General features: G+C 44.5%; 21 protein-coding genes. All 21 read left to right on the top strand.

Annotation, left to right across the window (positions count from 1 at the left end; all coding sequences use genetic code 11):
* The first annotated feature begins 112 nt into the window (after positions 1–112).
* The 21 genes from rpoC to rplE all read left to right on the top strand — a co-directional run bounded on the left by rpoC (position 113) and on the right by rplE (position 16,985).
* Positions 113–3,724, top strand: a complete 3,612-nt coding sequence (gene rpoC / locus NYE35_RS28305; protein WP_036680514.1) for a DNA-directed RNA polymerase subunit beta' — start codon at positions 113–115, stop codon at positions 3,722–3,724.
* Between the two features lie 180 nt (positions 3,725–3,904).
* A complete protein-coding gene (locus tag NYE35_RS28300; RefSeq protein ID WP_038573459.1) occupies positions 3,905–4,156 on the top strand; it encodes a ribosomal L7Ae/L30e/S12e/Gadd45 family protein in 252 nt (83 codons plus the stop codon).
* A gap of 133 nt (positions 4,157–4,289) precedes the next feature.
* Complete coding sequence (gene rpsL / locus NYE35_RS28295) at positions 4,290–4,709, top strand: 30S ribosomal protein S12 (RefSeq protein ID WP_036680518.1); 420 nt, start codon at positions 4,290–4,292, stop codon at positions 4,707–4,709.
* Positions 4,710–4,754: 45 nt separating this feature from the next.
* Positions 4,755–5,225 (top strand): 30S ribosomal protein S7, encoded by a 471-nt coding sequence (gene rpsG / locus NYE35_RS28290; protein ID WP_036680520.1) that lies wholly within the window; start codon positions 4,755–4,757, stop codon positions 5,223–5,225.
* A gap of 47 nt (positions 5,226–5,272) precedes the next feature.
* Positions 5,273–7,351 carry an elongation factor G gene (gene fusA / locus NYE35_RS28285; RefSeq protein ID WP_036680521.1) on the top strand — a complete coding sequence of 693 codons (2,079 nt, stop codon included), beginning with the start codon at positions 5,273–5,275 and terminating at the stop codon, positions 7,349–7,351.
* Between the two features lie 109 nt (positions 7,352–7,460).
* A complete protein-coding gene (gene tuf, locus NYE35_RS28280) occupies positions 7,461–8,651 on the top strand; it encodes an elongation factor Tu (RefSeq protein WP_036680523.1) in 1,191 nt (396 codons plus the stop codon).
* Positions 8,652–8,916: 265 nt separating this feature from the next.
* A complete protein-coding gene (locus tag NYE35_RS28275) occupies positions 8,917–10,266 on the top strand; it encodes a globin-coupled sensor protein (protein ID WP_076273159.1) in 1,350 nt (449 codons plus the stop codon).
* 225 nt (positions 10,267–10,491) lie between these two features.
* A complete protein-coding gene (gene rpsJ, locus NYE35_RS28270; protein WP_017692074.1) occupies positions 10,492–10,800 on the top strand; it encodes a 30S ribosomal protein S10 in 309 nt (102 codons plus the stop codon).
* 42 nt (positions 10,801–10,842) lie between these two features.
* Entirely contained in the window at positions 10,843–11,466 is a 624-nt protein-coding gene (gene rplC / locus NYE35_RS28265) for a 50S ribosomal protein L3 (RefSeq protein WP_036680532.1), read from the top strand.
* 25 nt (positions 11,467–11,491) lie between these two features.
* Positions 11,492–12,115, top strand: a complete 624-nt coding sequence (rplD, locus tag NYE35_RS28260) for a 50S ribosomal protein L4 (protein ID WP_036680536.1) — start codon at positions 11,492–11,494, stop codon at positions 12,113–12,115.
* Positions 12,115–12,408, top strand: coding sequence for a 50S ribosomal protein L23 (gene rplW / locus NYE35_RS28255; protein WP_036680537.1), 294 nt, complete (start codon positions 12,115–12,117; stop codon positions 12,406–12,408). The genes rplD and rplW overlap by 1 nt, the downstream gene beginning before the upstream one ends.
* A 29-nt stretch (positions 12,409–12,437) precedes the next feature.
* On the top strand, positions 12,438–13,268 hold the full coding sequence (rplB, locus tag NYE35_RS28250) for a 50S ribosomal protein L2 (RefSeq protein WP_036680541.1): 831 nt from the start codon (positions 12,438–12,440) through the stop codon (positions 13,266–13,268).
* Positions 13,269–13,344: 76 nt separating this feature from the next.
* A complete protein-coding gene (gene rpsS, locus NYE35_RS28245) occupies positions 13,345–13,623 on the top strand; it encodes a 30S ribosomal protein S19 (RefSeq protein ID WP_036652940.1) in 279 nt (92 codons plus the stop codon).
* Between the two features lie 33 nt (positions 13,624–13,656).
* A complete protein-coding gene (gene rplV / locus NYE35_RS28240; RefSeq protein WP_036680546.1) occupies positions 13,657–13,989 on the top strand; it encodes a 50S ribosomal protein L22 in 333 nt (110 codons plus the stop codon).
* Positions 13,990–14,002: 13 nt separating this feature from the next.
* Complete coding sequence (gene rpsC, locus NYE35_RS28235; RefSeq protein WP_038573452.1) at positions 14,003–14,668, top strand: 30S ribosomal protein S3; 666 nt, start codon at positions 14,003–14,005, stop codon at positions 14,666–14,668.
* Positions 14,669–14,670: 2 nt separating this feature from the next.
* Positions 14,671–15,105 carry a 50S ribosomal protein L16 gene (rplP, locus tag NYE35_RS28230; RefSeq protein ID WP_036680552.1) on the top strand — a complete coding sequence of 145 codons (435 nt, stop codon included), beginning with the start codon at positions 14,671–14,673 and terminating at the stop codon, positions 15,103–15,105.
* Positions 15,095–15,292, top strand: a complete 198-nt coding sequence (gene rpmC / locus NYE35_RS28225; RefSeq protein ID WP_019908232.1) for a 50S ribosomal protein L29 — start codon at positions 15,095–15,097, stop codon at positions 15,290–15,292. Before rplP ends, rpmC begins: the two co-directional genes overlap by 11 nt.
* Positions 15,293–15,335: 43 nt before the next feature.
* Positions 15,336–15,602, top strand: a complete 267-nt coding sequence (gene rpsQ / locus NYE35_RS28220) for a 30S ribosomal protein S17 (protein WP_036680554.1) — start codon at positions 15,336–15,338, stop codon at positions 15,600–15,602.
* A gap of 38 nt (positions 15,603–15,640) precedes the next feature.
* Positions 15,641–16,009 carry a 50S ribosomal protein L14 gene (gene rplN / locus NYE35_RS28215; RefSeq protein ID WP_036680556.1) on the top strand — a complete coding sequence of 123 codons (369 nt, stop codon included), beginning with the start codon at positions 15,641–15,643 and terminating at the stop codon, positions 16,007–16,009.
* Between the two features lie 48 nt (positions 16,010–16,057).
* A complete protein-coding gene (gene rplX / locus NYE35_RS28210) occupies positions 16,058–16,411 on the top strand; it encodes a 50S ribosomal protein L24 (protein ID WP_076099615.1) in 354 nt (117 codons plus the stop codon).
* A gap of 31 nt (positions 16,412–16,442) precedes the next feature.
* Positions 16,443–16,985 carry a 50S ribosomal protein L5 gene (gene rplE, locus NYE35_RS28205; protein ID WP_036680558.1) on the top strand — a complete coding sequence of 181 codons (543 nt, stop codon included), beginning with the start codon at positions 16,443–16,445 and terminating at the stop codon, positions 16,983–16,985.
* Positions 16,986–17,007: the final 22 nt, after the last annotated feature.

Genomic DNA, 17,007 nt, shown 5'->3' with positions numbered 1-17,007 from the left:
GCTGGAGCTTAAAAGTTCCATTTTATAAAGGACCGCACGCCCTCTTTTGATGTAACAGTCAGAAGAGGGTAAAGCGGTACTAAATCAGGATTAGGTTAAGGAGGGTTGCTCCTTGTTGGACGTTAACAATTTTGAATTTATGAAAATCGGACTCGCTTCTCCGGAGAAGATTCGTTCATGGTCCCGCGGAGAAGTTAAGAAACCGGAAACCATTAACTATCGTACATTGAAACCGGAAAAAGAGGGTCTTTTCTGTGAGCGTATCTTTGGACCACAAAAAGACTGGGAATGTCATTGCGGTAAATACAAACGTGTCCGTTATAAGGGCGTAGTCTGCGACCGTTGTGGCGTTGAGGTTACCCGTGCTAAAGTTCGTCGTGAACGTATGGGTCACATTGAATTGGCTGCTCCGGTATCTCATATCTGGTATTTCAAAGGTATCCCAAGCCGCATGGGGCTTGCACTAGATATGTCTCCAAGATCACTTGAAGAAATTATCTATTTCGCATCTTATGTTGTAACGGATCCAGGTGAAACTCCACTGGAAAAGAAACAACTTCTGTCCGAGAAAGAATATCGTAGCTACCGTGAAAAATACGGTTACGGGTTCCAAGCCGGCATGGGTGCTGAAGCTGTTAAAAAGCTTCTTCAAGATATCGACATCGATAAAGAGCTGGAATTCCTCAAAGAAGAACTGCGTACGGCCCAAGGCCAACGTCGTAACCGGGCGATCAAACGTCTGGAAGTCATTGAAGCATTCCGTAACTCCGGCAACAAGCCTGATTGGATGATCATGGATGTTCTTCCGGTTATTCCTCCGGAGCTTCGTCCGATGGTTCAGTTGGATGGTGGCCGTTTTGCTACGTCCGATTTGAATGATCTCTATCGCCGTGTTATTAACCGGAACAACCGTCTGAAAAGACTGCTTGATCTCGGTGCTCCTGACATTATCGTGCAGAACGAAAAACGGATGCTCCAGGAAGCTGTCGATGCTCTCATCGATAACGGCCGTCGGGGACGTCCGGTAACCGGTCCTGGTAACCGTCCACTTAAATCGCTCAGCCATATGCTGAAAGGTAAACAAGGACGTTTCCGCCAGAACTTGCTCGGTAAACGGGTTGACTACTCTGGACGTTCCGTTATCGTTGTAGGACCGTACCTCAAGATGTATCAGTGCGGACTTCCTAAGAAAATGGCGCTAGAATTGTTCAAGCCTTTTGTTATGAAAGAATTGGTTAATAAGGGCCTTGCCCACAACATAAAGAGCGCGAAACGTAAAGTTGAACGCGTAAGTCCTGAAGTTTGGGATGTACTCGAAGAAGTAATTAGAGAACACCCAGTGCTTCTAAACCGCGCACCAACACTTCACCGTCTCGGTATTCAAGCATTTGAACCGATTTTGGTGGAAGGTCATGCTATTCGTCTTCACCCACTCGTATGTACGGCGTACAATGCCGACTTTGACGGTGACCAAATGGCGGTGCACGTTCCTCTGTCTGCGGAAGCTCAAGCGGAAGCACGCATTCTCATGCTTGCATCTGGTAATATCTTGAACCCTAAAGACGGTAAGCCAGTTGTAACACCTTCCCAGGATATGGTCCTTGGTACTTTCTACTTGACCATGGATAACAAGGAAGAAAAGGGTAGTGGTATGATTCTGCGTACCGTTAACGAAGCTGTATCAGCTTACCAACGCGGAACTGCAGGACTTCATGCTCGTGTTGCTATTCCGGCTAAAGCACTTGGCAAAACATGCTTTACGGAAGAACAACAAAATGCAATGTTGATTACTACGATCGGTAAGATCATCTTTAATGAAATCTACCCAAGTAGTTTCCCTTATATCAACGAAGCAACCAAAACCAACTTGCTGCACGGCACACCAGAGAAATACTTTATCTACGAAAAAGGCGCGAACATTCGCGAGCTGATTGAATCTGCTCCAGAAGCCAGTGCTGTAGGTAAAGAATATCTGGGTCTGATAATCGCTCGTTGTTTTGAAACTTATCACACAACCAAAACTTCTATGATTTTGGATAAAATTAAACAGCTCGGATTCACTTACTCCACACGTTCTGGTGTTACAGTTGCCGTGTCGGACGTTATTGTTCCTGAGGAAAAGGTTACCATCCTGAAAGAGTCTGAAGCTAAGGTTGATGTGGTTGCTAACCAATATCGCCGTGGTTTGATCACCAATGACGAACGGTATGACCGTGTTATTGAGATCTGGTCGAAGACTAAGGATGATCTTACGAACATCCTGCTTAAGTCGATGGACCGTTTCAACTCTATCATGCTCATGGTTGACTCTAAAGCGCGTGGTAACAAATCGCAGATCACTCAGCTGGGTGGTATGCGTGGTCTGATGGCAACACCTTCAGGTCGGATTTTCGAATTGCCAATCAAGGCGAACTTCCGTGAAGGTCTTACCGTCTTGGAGTACTTTATCTCCACTCACGGAGCGCGTAAAGGTCTTGCCGATACCGCACTTCGTACCGCTGACTCAGGGTATCTGACACGTCGTCTTGTTGACGTTGCCCAGGACGTTATTGTCCGTGAAGAAGATTGTGGAACCGATAAAGGCTTCACAGTTAGTCGTATTCAGGATGGTAAAGAGGTTATCGAGGATCTGTATGACCGTATTGAAGGTCGTTACTGCTTCGAAACTGTTCGTCACCCAGAAACAGGCGAAATCATTGTTCACCGCAATGATTTGATTGACTCCGATAAAGCGGAGGCAATTGTAAACGCAGGTGTAACTAAGCTGCAAATTCGTTCTGTACTGAGCTGCCGTGCCCGTCATGGTGTTTGTAAGAAATGTTACGGACGTAACTTGGCAACTGGTAAACACGTTGAGATTGGTGAAGCAGTTGGTATTATTGCGGCACAATCTATCGGTGAACCAGGAACCCAGCTTACAATGCGTACGTTCCATACCGGCGGTGTTGCCGGTGATGACATCACTCAAGGTTTGCCGCGTATTCAGGAGTTGTTTGAAGCTCGTAACCCTAAAGGTCAAGCTACAATCAGTGAGATCGATGGCGTAATCAAGGAAATCCGTGAAACCAAAGACCGTCGCGAAATCGAGGTTCAAGGTGAAGCAGAATCCAAGACTTATTCCATAACTTATGGTTCACGTCTACGTGTTAGCGAAGGCCAAGAAATCGAAGCCGGCGATGAGCTGACAGACGGTTCGATTGACCCTAAAGAAATGCTGCGTATCAAAGGGATCCGTGGGGTACAAAACTACATTCTGCAAGAAGTACAGCGTGTATACCGTAACCAAGGCGTTGAGATCAATGATAAGCACATTGAAGTTATGATCAAGCAAATGCTTCGGAAGATCCGTATCATTGACGCAGGTGACACAAGTCTGTTGCCAGGTGCATTTGCGGATATTCATGAGTACGAAGGTGCTAACAAGGAAGCTATCTTGTCTGGTAAAGAGCCTGCTGTTGCTAAACCAGTCTTGCTCGGTATTACCAAGGCGTCTCTTGAAACTGATTCCTTCTTGTCAGCTGCATCATTCCAAGAAACTACTCGTGTCCTAACAGACGCTGCTATCAAAGGTAAAGTAGATAAGTTGCTTGGACTTAAAGAAAATGTTATTATCGGTAAGTTGATTCCTGCAGGTACTGGGATGAACCGTTACCGTAACGTTAAGCTAAGTGATCCAAATGCAGAAAGCGAACTTGAATCATTAGAGACGGTTCCTGCTGAATAAATTAGCAATCATGGTAGTGTGCTCATGTCATACCTACTCATAGGTGTGGCATGAGTGTTCTGCTGTGTATAATTTCTATAAAAATTGTTGCTGAATTTCTTGACACCATCTATTGATAATGCTAAAATGTCTAAGGTGCGTGAGTAGCCATGTTATCCTTGTTCATTGGAGGTAAAGAGAATGACTGATGATAGAGGACTACAGGATGCTCAGGTCAAGATCGGTACCAAACAAACCGTCAAGGCGGTAGAGTTGGGCCTAGCCGCAGAAGTCTATGTGGCAGAGGACGGAGATCAAAGGCTTACTTCCAGGATAGTTTTGCTTTGTAACAAACAAGGTGTTAAGATCACATATGTGGATACGATGCTGAATTTGGGCAAGGCCTGCGGAATAGAAGTTGGCGCTGCGATGGCAGCCGTCTTAAAACAATAGCTACAGAAATGTTTTTGTACTGGGGTGAACACCAGCAGCAAGAACTTTTCATTTGTCTTTTTATGAACCGCCTGGGTCTGTGGGCTTAGAGTTCTTAAATCGACTATCATTTCAGGAAGGGGGTGGCAACAACATGCCAACAATTAACCAATTGGTTCGTAAAGGCCGTCAAGCCAAAATCGAAAAATCTAAATCTCCCGCTCTTCAAAAAGGGTATAACGCCCTCAAGCGTGAGGCTACAAATTTGAGCGCTCCGCAAAAACGCGGTGTGTGCACTCGTGTAGGCACAATGACTCCACGTAAACCAAACTCAGCGCTTCGTAAATATGCCCGTGTTCGTTTGACGAACCGTCTCGAGGTAACAGCTTATATCCCGGGTATCGGACATAACTTACAAGAGCACAGTGTTGTATTACTTCGCGGAGGTAAAGTAAAGGACCTTGCAGGGGTTCGTTACCATATCGTTCGTGGTGCTTTGGATACAGCAGGTGTAGCTAACCGGATGCAAGCTCGTTCTAAATACGGTGCAAAACGTCCTAAAGCTAAGAAGTAAGATAACAATATCTGAATAATAAACATTTAAGAAAGGGGGATATCCATGCCACGCAAAGGTCCAGTTACAAAGAGAGACGTATTGCCAGATCCGTTGTATAATAGCAAGTTGGTTACTCGTTTGATTAACCGCATTATGCTGGGTGGTAAAAGAGGTGTCGCTCAAAGCATTCTGTACAATTCATTCAAATTGATTGAAGAACGTACGGGTAAAGATCCGATGGAAGTTTTCGAAGCTGCCATCAAGAATATCATGCCGGTTTTGGAAGTCAAAGCTCGTCGTGTCGGTGGTGCTAACTATCAAGTACCTATCGAGGTTAAACCGGAGAGACGTACTGCTCTGGGATTACGTTGGCTCGTAAACTACTCTCGCAACCGCGGTGAGAAGACTATGGAAGAGCGTTTGGCGGCTGAGATCATCGACGCTTCCAACAACACAGGCGCTTCTGTTAAGAAACGTGAAGATACACACAAAATGGCTGAAGCAAACAAAGCGTTCGCTCACTACCGTTGGTAGGATAAAGGTCATTCAAATAACTTATATTTTGAAGGGAGATCCATTTCATGGCTAGAGAGTTCTCCTTAAAAAATACACGTAACATCGGGATCATGGCGCATATTGATGCTGGTAAAACAACTACCACAGAGCGGATTCTTTTCTATACAGGCCGTACGCACAAAATCGGTGAAGTTCACGAGGGTGCTGCTACAATGGACTGGATGGAGCAAGAACAAGAGCGCGGAATCACGATTACGTCCGCTGCTACGACTGCTGCGTGGAAAGGTCACCGCATCAATATCATTGATACCCCAGGACACGTTGACTTCACTGTTGAAGTTGAACGTTCCCTGCGTGTATTGGATGGGGCAGTTGGTGTATTTAGTGCAAAAGAGGGCGTTGAGCCTCAGTCTGAAACCGTATGGAGACAGGCTGACCGTTATAACGTTCCCCGGATTGCATATGTAAACAAAATGGACATTATCGGTGCGGATTTCCTTAACGTAATCGAAACTATGCGTGATCGCCTTCAAGCCAATGCAGTTGCTATTCAATTGCCAATTGGTGCAGAAAGTGATTTCACTGGTATTATCGACCTAGTTGAGCAAAAAGCACACATGTTCAGGGATGATCTGGGCCAAAACATCGAAGTAACGGATATTCCGGAAGAATATTTGGCCAAAGTTGAGGAGCTGCGTCTCGAGTTGATCGAGAAAGTTGCTGAACTTGATGAGGATCTGACTATGAAGTATTTGGAAGGCGAAGAAATTACAATTCCGGAAATTAAAGCTGCAATTCGCAAAGGCGTAGTTGAAGTTAAATTGTTCCCTGTAATTGCTGGATCTTCCTACCGAAACAAAGGGATTCAGCTTATGCTGGATGCTGTTGTTGATTACTTGCCTTCTCCTCTTGACGTTCCAGCTATTACTGGACATCTTGATGACGGTACAGAAGCTGTTCGTCACTCTTCGGATGAAGAGCCGTTTGCAGCTTTGGCATTTAAAATCATGACAGACCCTTATGTTGGTAAACTTACGTTCTTCCGTGTTTACTCAGGCGTACTTGAGTCCGGATCATACGTAGTTAATGCAACTAAGAACAAGCGTGAACGTATTGGTCGTATCCTTCAAATGCATGCGAACAGCCGTCAAGAAATTTCCATCGTGTATTCTGGCGACATCGCAGCTGCTGTTGGTTTGAAAGATACCAGTACAGGTGATACACTGTGTGATGAGAAGAATCCAGTAATTCTGGAATCAATGAACTTCCCTGATCCAGTTATCGAGATCGCTGTTGAACCAAAAACTAAAGCTGACCAAGATAAAATGGGTGTTGCTCTCGGAAAGTTGACTGAAGAGGATCCAACTCTTCGTGCTCACACTGATGAAGAAACAGGCCAAACAATCCTGGCTGGTATGGGTGAACTTCACTTGGACATCATCATCGACCGTATGCGTCGTGAGTTCAAAGTAGAAACCAATGTGGGTAAACCACAGGTTGCTTACCGCGAAACGTTCAAGGCACCTGCTCGCGTCGAAGGTAAATTTGTACGCCAATCTGGTGGTCGTGGTCAATACGGTCACGTATGGGTTGAATTTGAACCCCTCGAACCAGGTACTGGTAGCAAATTCGAAAGTAAAGTTGTGGGTGGCTCGGTTCCTAGAGAGTACATCGCTCCTGCACTTGCGGGTATTGAAGAACAAATGAAAAACGGCGTACTTGCTGGCTTCCCGCTAGTAGACGTTAAAGCTACCATCGTAGATGGTTCTTATCATGATGTCGATTCCAACGAAATGGCATTTAAAATTGCCGGTTCGATGGCACTCAAAGCAGCTAAAGACAAGTGTAAGCCTGTCCTGCTTGAGCCAATCATGAAAGTAGAAGTAACTGTTCCTGAGGAATATATGGGTGATGTAATGGGTATGCTGAACTCCCGCCGTGGCCGTATCGAAGGTATGGATTCCCGTGGTGGAGCGCAAATTATCCGTGCTAAGGTGCCTCTTTCCGAAATGTTCGGATACTCTACAACACTTCGTTCTGGTACACAAGGACGTGGCGTATTCTCAATGGAGCTTTCTCACTATGAAGAAGTTCCTAAATCCATTGCGGAAGAGATCGCTGCAAAGAACAAAGGCGCTGAATAATTACCAGTTTTAACTTGCCGTCCCGGGTATAAACACTCAGTCATCTAAGATTACACGTATGCGGGCGGCTCAAATATAAGGAACCCCACATTAAGGAGGAACTGTTCAAATGGCAAAGGCAAAGTTTGAACGTAACAAACCGCACGTTAACATCGGTACTATTGGTCACGTCGACCATGGTAAAACGACTCTGACTGCTGCAATCACTACTGTATTGTCCAAAACTTACGGTGGCGCAGCTATCGCATTCGATCAAATCGACAAAGCTCCTGAAGAGCGCGAACGTGGTATCACAATCTCCACTTCCCACGTTGAATATGAAACTCCTAACCGTCACTACGCTCACGTAGACTGCCCTGGTCACGCCGACTATGTTAAAAACATGATCACTGGCGCAGCGCAAATGGACGGAGCTATCCTGGTTGTATCCGCAGCTGATGGCCCAATGCCACAAACTCGCGAGCACATCCTGTTGTCCCGTCAAGTAGGCGTTCCTTACATCGTTGTCTTCTTGAACAAATGCGACATGGTTGAAGACGAAGAGTTGTTGGAATTGGTTGAAATGGAAGTTCGCGACTTGCTTAGCGAGTATGACTTCCCAGGCGACGATACTCCAATCATCCGTGGTTCTGCTCGTGAAGCTCTGCAAAACCCAGATGGCGATTACGCTAAAAAAATCATCGAAATGTTTGAAACAATCGATGAGTACATTCCACTTCCTGAGCGTCAAACTGACAAGCCTTTCTTGATGCCTGTCGAAGACGTATTCTCCATCACTGGCCGCGGTACTGTGGCAACTGGTCGCGTAGAACGCGGAACAGTTAAAGTCGGAGAAGAAATCGAAATCGTTGGTATTCACGAAGATACTAAGAAATCCGTAGTTACGGGCGTAGAAATGTTCCGTAAATTGCTGGATTCCGCTCAAGCTGGGGACAACATCGGAGCATTGCTTCGTGGTGTTGACCGTAACATGATCGAGCGTGGCCAAGTATTGGCTAAGCCGAACTCCGTTAAACCACACACTGAGTTCACTGCTCAAATTTACGTTCTGACAAAAGAAGAAGGTGGCCGTCATAAGCCTTTCTTCACTGGATACCGTCCACAGTTCTACTTCCGTACAACTGACGTAACTGGTATCATCAACTTGCCAGAAGGTACTGAAATGGTTATGCCTGGTGATAACATCTCCGTAACCGTACAACTGATCTCCCCAATCGCTATTGAAGAAGGTACTAAATTCTCCATTCGCGAAGGTGGCCGTACAGTTGGTGCTGGTAGCGTAGCTTCTATCCAAAAATAATAATTCGACTTCTATCTGCGGGTAGATTCCGAATTACAAACACCCCTGATTCTTCTTGCGGAGAATCAGGGGCTTTTTTTTTTTTTTTTCTCTGAAAAGGATTTATTATTCGACAAAGATTGATAATCAAAGCATACTATTATGATCTTTTTCTACATAATTCGTCAAATTACAACAATCAATTGTTTACAATTATACTAATCTTAGAGTAAAATGAAGGAGGTATAATAATGTAAAATAATAGGAGTTGTGGGAGGGTGTTAATATGGGGAAATGTCCTTTTTCCTTCATGCATGCGTTAACTGCACGTAATAATAATGTGGATTCTCCTGCCTCTCGTTCCTTAGACTTCAAGGATCAGAATCATTCTGTTGCGGAGTCTTTTCATAAACTGGAAGGACATGGCGAACTTAACGAGCAGATGAGGATGATTGATCTAACTGAAGCAGATCTGAACTTACTACGCAGGGTGAAACCTGTTGTTGAGCAGAATATAGACTATATCATTGATCAATTTTACAATTCTGTATTAGGTGTAAATAAACTCGAAGCTATTATTTTGGAACATAGCAGTATAGATAGGTTAAAAACTACTCTACGTGGTCATATCCTAGAGATTTTTAATGGAAAGGTTGACGATGAGTACATAGCAAAGCGTCTAATGATCGCTAATATTCATAAAAGAGTAGGGCTTGAGCCTAAATGGTACTTATCTGCTTTTCAGAATCTTCAGAACGTATTTATACGCGTTATATATAATGAAACAAACGATGACAATATACGCCTTCGAGTGGTTCAGACGGTGACTAAACTGCTTAATCTTGAGCAGCAATTGGTGCTAGAAGAATATGAGAAGGAGAATATAAGAGAGAAGGAGGAGCAATATTTATTAGTAAAAAATGAATTGAAACAAAAAATTTCAGAGTTTAGCGTTGAACTGATAGATTATAGCATCGATACTAATGCTGCTGTGAAGCAGCTAGTGGCAAGCAGCAATGAAGTAAGTAGAACATTCCAACGTACGGCTTCATCCGCTCTGGAGTCACAGGGATTAGCTGCAGATGGGCATGAACACTTGGACGATTTGACTGAGCAAATTAATCTCATATATCAGACCACCAGTGAGATGGAAGACTCGATCATTGAGTTAAGCGATTCCTCTAAACAAATTCAAAAAATCGTGAACTCAGTAAGGGAAATTGCTGATCAGACTAAAATCCTCTCACTTAATGCAACGATTGAAGCCGCAAGAGCTGGTGAGCATGGTAGAGGGTTTAGTGTGGTTGCTCAAGAAGTTAGCCGGCTTGCGGAGGATACTAAGAATACTGTGATTCAGATCGTAGAGCTAACAAATAAATCAGGACTCCTCACTCAGCAGGTTGTAGAAGAGATTCGTAAGGTGCAGGACTTAACTAAGAATGGGAAACACCAATCGGTCGAGACTAGTCTTTTGTTCTCTGATATTGTAGACGCTATGCGTAGCAGTACACAGGAGATTGTAATAGTGGAAGAAGAAATAAGAACCTTAATCCAAACCATTGAGGGGATCGGAACTGCAACGGCTCAGACTGCTTCCTCCGCAGAGATTTTTAAGTCTGCGACAGAGAATCTTTAACATATATATAGTAGAAGAACAGCGCATGAAAAAAATATGCGTTGTTTTTCTATTTTTGCTTGCAATACTGCTGCCTATTATATATAATAATAAATGTTGTTCTGAGACGTTGCGATGATGTGAGAGGTTACTGACACACCCGGCCCCTTTGCCATGGGGACGAGGTCAGAAAATTTTCACGGAGTATGTCCGATACCAAATTGGGCGATAGAAGGAGGGACTAAAATGGCAAAGCAAAAAATTCGTATTCGCTTGAAAGCATACGACCACAGAATTCTTGATCAATCCGCTGAGAAGATTGTTGAAACAGCAAAACGTTCGGGTGCAGGTGTGTCCGGGCCGATTCCGTTACCAACTGAGAAGCAAATCATTACTATTCTCCGTGCGGTACACAAGTACAAGGATTCCCGTGAACAGTTTGAACAACGGACTCACAAACGTTTGATCGATATTGTGAACCCAACACCACAAACTGTGGATGCCTTGATGCGCTTGGATCTACCGTCCGGTGTAGATATCGAAATCAAATTGTAATTCTATTTTAAGTAACTTAGGAAAAGAAAAGAGGTGTCAACATTGAAAGGTATCTTAGGAAAAAAACTCGGTATGACTCAAGTGTTTACTCCAGAAGGTAACGTAATTCCTGTTACTGTTATCGAAGCAGGACCTTGTGTAGTACTGCAAAAGAAAGACCTGAATATCGACGGATATGAAGCAGTGCAATTGGGCTTTTCTGATAAAAAAGAAAAACGCTCCAATAAGCCTGAACAGGGTCACGCCAAAAAGGCAAATGCAACACCTAAGCGCTACGTTCGTGAAATTCGCGGTGTTGATCTCGGGTCTCTCGAGGTTGGACAAGAGCTGAAGGCTGATATCTTTGCTGAGGGCGAATTTGTTGACGTAACTGGTACATCTAAAGGTAAAGGTTTCCAAGGTAACATCAAACGTTGGGGACAAAGCCGCGGACCAATGGCACACGGATCGCGTTACCACAGAAGACCGGGTTCCATGGGTTCTATCCAAGCTAACCGTGTTCCTAAGGGCAAACGCCTTCCAGGACATATGGGTCACACGACTATTACGGTTCAAAAGCTTGAAATTATCAAGGTTGATGTTGAACGTAACGTATTGCTGGTTAAAGGCGCTATCCCAGGTCCTAAAAACAGCTTCGTGAAAGTTAAACAAACCGTTAAGAAATAATTATTGAAGAAAGGAGGAACATGAAATGCCAAAAGTAACACTTTTTAATATTAGTGGCAACGAAGTTGGTGAAGTGGAATTGAGCGATACAGTATTCGGTATTGAACCGAATGAGCACGTTCTACATGAAGCTGCGCTTATGCAAAGAGCTTCCCTACGTCGTGGTACACACAAAGTAAAAGGACGTTCTGAAGTTCGTGGCGGTGGACGTAAACCTTGGAAACAAAAAGGTACAGGTCGCGCTCGTCAAGGCTCCATTCGTTCTCCACAATGGAAAGGCGGCGGCGTTGTCTTCGGACCAACACCACGTAGCTATTCCTGGAAACTGCCTAAGAAGGTTCGTCGTTTGGCGATCAAATCCGCTTTGTCCTCGAAAGTACTCGAGAATGACATTATCGTATTGGATAGCTTGACAATGAATGCTCCGAAAACGAAAGAATTCGCAGCAATCTTGAACAATCTGAAAGTAGATCGTAAAGCGTTGATCGTAGCTACTAGCTATGATGATAACGTAGCACTTTCCGCTCGTAACATCCCTGGGGTGAAATTCGTAGCGGCTGACGGCATTAATGTTCTTGACGTACTGACGTACGACAAACTGATCATCACTAAAGAAGCAGTTCTGAAGGTAGAGGAGGTGTTCGCGTAATGAAAGATCCTCGTGATATTATCAAACGTCCGGTGATTACGGAACGTACTTCCGACTACATGAGCGAAATGAAATACGCTTTTGAAGTGGATATCCGTGCTAACAAAACCGAAATCAAAAAAGCTGTCGAGGCTATTTTCAAAGTAAAAGTAACAAATGTGAACACAATGCGCGTACCTGGCAAACTGAAACGTTATGGTAAATATTCTGGTTACACTCCAGAGTGGAAAAAAGCCATCGTTAAGCTTAGCCCGGACAGCAAACCGCTTGAATTTTTTGAAGCGGTAGAATAATACTCTGTTGAAGTAAGGAGGGAACTACAGTGCCAATCAAAAAGTACAAACCGACCTCTCCGGCAAGACGCGCTATGTCCGTGTCTACGTTTGAAGAAATTACAACAAACCAGCCAGAGAAATCGTTGCTTTCTCCGCTGTTCAAACATGCGGGACGCAACAACCAAGGTAAAATTACGGTTCGTCACCATGGCGGCGGACATAAACGTAAATACCGTATTATCGACTTCAAGCGGACTAAAGACGGCATACCAGGTAGCGTTGCTACAATCGAGTATGACCCGAACCGCACATCTAATATTGCTTTGATCCACTATGCTGATGGAGAGAAACGTTATATCATCGCTCCTAAAGGTCTAAGAGTTGGGGATAAAGTAGAGTCCGGTCCTGCGGCCGACATCAAAATTGGTAACAGTCTTCCACTGGAGAACATTCCAGTAGGTACAGTTATCCACAACATTGAGTTGAAACCAGGTAAAGGCGGACAATTGGTTCGTGCAGCTGGTACAGAAGCTCAATTGCTTGGTAAAGAAGAAAAATACTGTTCCGTTCGTTTGTCATCCGGTGAGGTTCGTAAGATCCTTAGCGTATGCCGTGCAACTATCGGTTCCGTAGGTAACGAAGATCACGAATTGATCAAAATCGGTAAAGCTGGACGTAGTCGCTGGCTCGGCCGTCGTCCTGAAGTTCGCGGGGTAGTAATGAACCCTAACGATCACCCACACGGTGGTGGTGAAGGTCGCGCTCCAATCGGACGTAAATCGCCAATGTCTCCATGGGGCAAACCAACCCTTGGTTACAAAACGCGTAAGAAAAACAAGGCATCTGATAAATATATCGTTCGCCGCCGCACTAAATAAGACGCTTCTGGCAAGTTAATAAAGCGCGAAGCGTCGATTCGCGGTTTGAAGAACCGGATGAAGGGAGGATTCACACATGGGTCGCAGTTTAAAGAAGGGGCCGTTTATCGATGGCTACCTGCTTAAAAAAGTTGAGGAACTGAACGAGGCTGAAAAAAAGGTTGTAGTTAAAACTTGGTCCCGTCGCTCAACCATTTTCCCTCAGTTTATCGGACATACGTTTGGTGTATATGACGGCCGTAAACACGTGCCTGTATACGTAACAGAAGATATGGTAGGTCACAAGTTGGGCGAGTTCGCGCCAACACGTACTTACAAAGGCCACGCGGGTGACGATAAGAAAACAAGAAGATAATAATAAGGTCTCTGTTTGAAAGGAGGTTAAACAATGGAAGCAAAAGCACATGCAAGATCGGTGCGAATTTCCGCTCGTAAAGCGAAACTGGTTGTTGACTTGATTCGCGGTAAGCAAGTGGGGGAAGCAATTGCTATTCTTCGCCACACTCCGAAATCCGCTTCTCCGGTCGTTGAAAAGTTGCTTAATTCGGCAATTGCGAATGCTGAGCATAACTATTCTTTGGACGTGAACAGTTTGTTCGTTAGCGAGGTTTTCGTTAACCAAGGACCTACTATGAAACGTTTCCGTCCGCGCGCCATGGGCCGCGCAAGTCGGATCAATAAACGCACGAGCCACATTACACTGGTGGTATCTGAGAAATAAGGAGGGATAACACGTGGGTCAAAAGGTAAATCCAATCGGACTCCGAATCGGTATTATTCGCGATTGGGAATCTAAATGGTATGCAGGAAAAGATTTCGGTACTCTTCTGATGGAAGACGTCAAAATCCGGGAATACCTTAAAGGCAAATTGAAGGATTCCGCTGTTTCCCATATCGAGATCGAAAGAGCGGCTAGCCGCGTGAACGTTACAATTCATACAGCTAAACCAGGTATGGTTATTGGTAAAGGCGGAGCAGAAGTAGAAGTACTTCGCAGCGCAGTTACAGCAATCGCTGGTGGCAAAAAAGTACACATCAACATCAATGAAATCAAGCACCCTGAATTGGATGCAATTCTTGTAGCTGAGAGCATTGCTCAACAATTGGAACGTCGTGTATCGTTCCGTCGTGCCCTCAAACAAGCGATTCAAAGAACTATGCGTTCTGGCGCAAAAGGGATTAAAACTCAAGTGGGCGGACGTCTTGGCGGAGCTGAGATTGCTCGTTCAGAAGGTTATAGCGAAGGAACAGTTCCACTTCATACGCTTCGTGCCGATATCGATTACGGAACGGCTGAAGCACATACAACTTACGGTCTTATCGGCGTAAAAGTATGGATCTACCGTGGAGAAGTTCTTCCCCCAGCTAAGAAACAAGCTGCTCAGGAAGGAGGCAACTAATCATGTTGGTACCAAAACGCGTAAAACACCGCAAGCAACAACGCGGACACATGAAGGGTATGGCAAAAGGCGGTACTGAATTGAACTTCGGCGAATTCGGCCTGGTTGCACTTGAACCGTCTTGGATCACTAACCGTCAGATCGAAGCTGCTCGTATCGCGATGACACGTTATATCAAACGTGGCGGTCAAGTTTGGATCAAGATTTTCCCAGATAAACCTATTACTCAAAAGCCTCTCGAGGTTCGTATGGGTAGTGGTAAAGGTAACGTTGAGAAATGGGTAGCCGTAGTTAAACCGGGCAAGATTATGTTCGAACTCGGAGGCGTGTCGGAAGAAATCGCTCGTGAAGCGATGCGTCTTGCCGCTCACAAGCTGCCTGTAAAGACTAAGTTTGTGAAACGTGAAGAATTGGGTGGTGAAGCAAATGAAAGCTAATGAACTTCGCAACTTAACCACTGCTGAGATTGAACAAAAGATCGCTGGATTCAAAGAGGAACTTTTTAATCTCCGTTTTCAATTGGCAACTGGCCAATTGGACAACCCAACTCGGATTCGTGACGTGCGTAAGGAAATAGCTCGTGCTAAAACCGTGATCCATCAAAGAGTGCTTGGGATTAGTTAAGTGAGACGGATCGCAGATCCGTATTCAGGAAGGAGGCTAACTAATGAGTGAAGAACGTAATGCACGTAAAGTGCTAATCGGTAAAGTGGTCAGTGATAAAATGGATAAAACCATCGTAGTTGCTGTTGAAACCTATAAAAAACACAATTTGTACCACAAACGCATCAAGTCTACGAAGAAATTCAAAGCACATGATGAGGGAAATGTTGCAAAGATTGGCGATACCGTAAAACTCATGGAAACTCGTCCGTTGTCTAAGGACAAACGTTGGAGACTAGTTGAAGTGGTAGAAGCAGCGGTTATCATCTAAGATAATCAAGAGAGTTTTTCCGGAAGGAGGAAATTATAATGATTCAACCATTTACACGTTTGCATGTGGCTGACAACTCTGGTGCGAAGGAACTGATGTGTATCCGCGTACTGGGTGGTACTGGACGCCGTACAGCAGCAATCGGTGATTTGATCGTTTGTTCCGTTAAACAAGCAACACCAGGCGGCGTTGTCAAAAAAGGTGATGTTGTTAGAGCGGTAGTTGTTCGTACGAAACGTTCCGTTCGTCGTAAAGATGGATCTTACATCGCATTCGACGAAAATGCAGCTGTTGTTGTTAAAGACGACAGAAGCCCTCGTGGAACACGTATCTTTGGACCAGTTGCTCGCGAACTTCGCGATAAAGACTACATGAAGATCGTTTCCTTGGCACCGGAAGTTATCTAATAAACACGGCACCAATAAGTTGAAGGTTAGTTATAGGAGGTGTAATAAATGCCTAGAGTGAAAAAAGTTCTGGAATCCCATAACAATAAACTGCACGTGAAGAAAGATGACGTGGTGCTTGTGATTAGTGGTAAAGACAAAGGCAAAAAAGGCCGTGTCATCGCTGCTTATCCTCGTGAAAACCGCGTTCTGGTAGAAGGCGTCAATATGGTGAAAAAACACCAAAAGCCGAACCAGCTGAATCCACAGGGTGGAATTATTGAGCAGGAAGCTTCGATTCATGTGTCCAACGTAATGCACATCGATCCGAAGACCGGCAAAGTAACCCGTATCGGTTACAAAGTTTTGGACAATGGTAAAAAAGTTCGGATTGCTAAAAGATCCGGAGAGATTATCGACTAATCTAGCCCTTAAGAAAGGAGGTTAAATCTTCATGGCAGCAAGAATGAAAGAACGTTTTCTTAACGAAATTACACCTGCTTTGATGCAGAAGTTTAACTATACAACTGTTATGCAAGTGCCTAAGATCGAGAAGGTTGTCATCAACATGGGTGTGGGTGACGCTGTTCAAAACTCCAAAGTACTTGATGCTGCAGTTAATGACATGCAGTTGATCGCTGGTCAAAAACCAGTAATCACTAAAGCTAAAAAATCCATCGCTGGTTTCAAACTACGCGAAAATATGCCGATTGGGGTTAAAGTAACACTGCGCGGAGAGCGTATGTATTACTTTTTGGACAAATTGTTCAACGTAACACTTCCACGTGTACGTGACTTCCGTGGTGTTTCCACTAAAGCCTTTGATGGCCGTGGTAACTACACACTTGGTCTTAAAGAACAATTGATCTTCCCCGAGATCGAATATGACAAAGTGGATAAAGTCCGCGGTATGGACATCGTTATTGTAACGACTGCTAAGACGGACGAGGAATCCCGCGAGCTGCTGGGTCAGCTGGGAATGCCTTTCGCAAAATAAAGTCGGTTAATCCATTTTCTCC

Source organism: Paenibacillus sp. FSL L8-0494 (genome assembly GCF_038003695.1).
GTDB lineage: Bacteria > Bacillota > Bacilli > Paenibacillales > Paenibacillaceae > Paenibacillus_AQ > Paenibacillus_AQ odorifer.
This window is presented reverse-complemented; position numbering and strand designations above follow the sequence as displayed.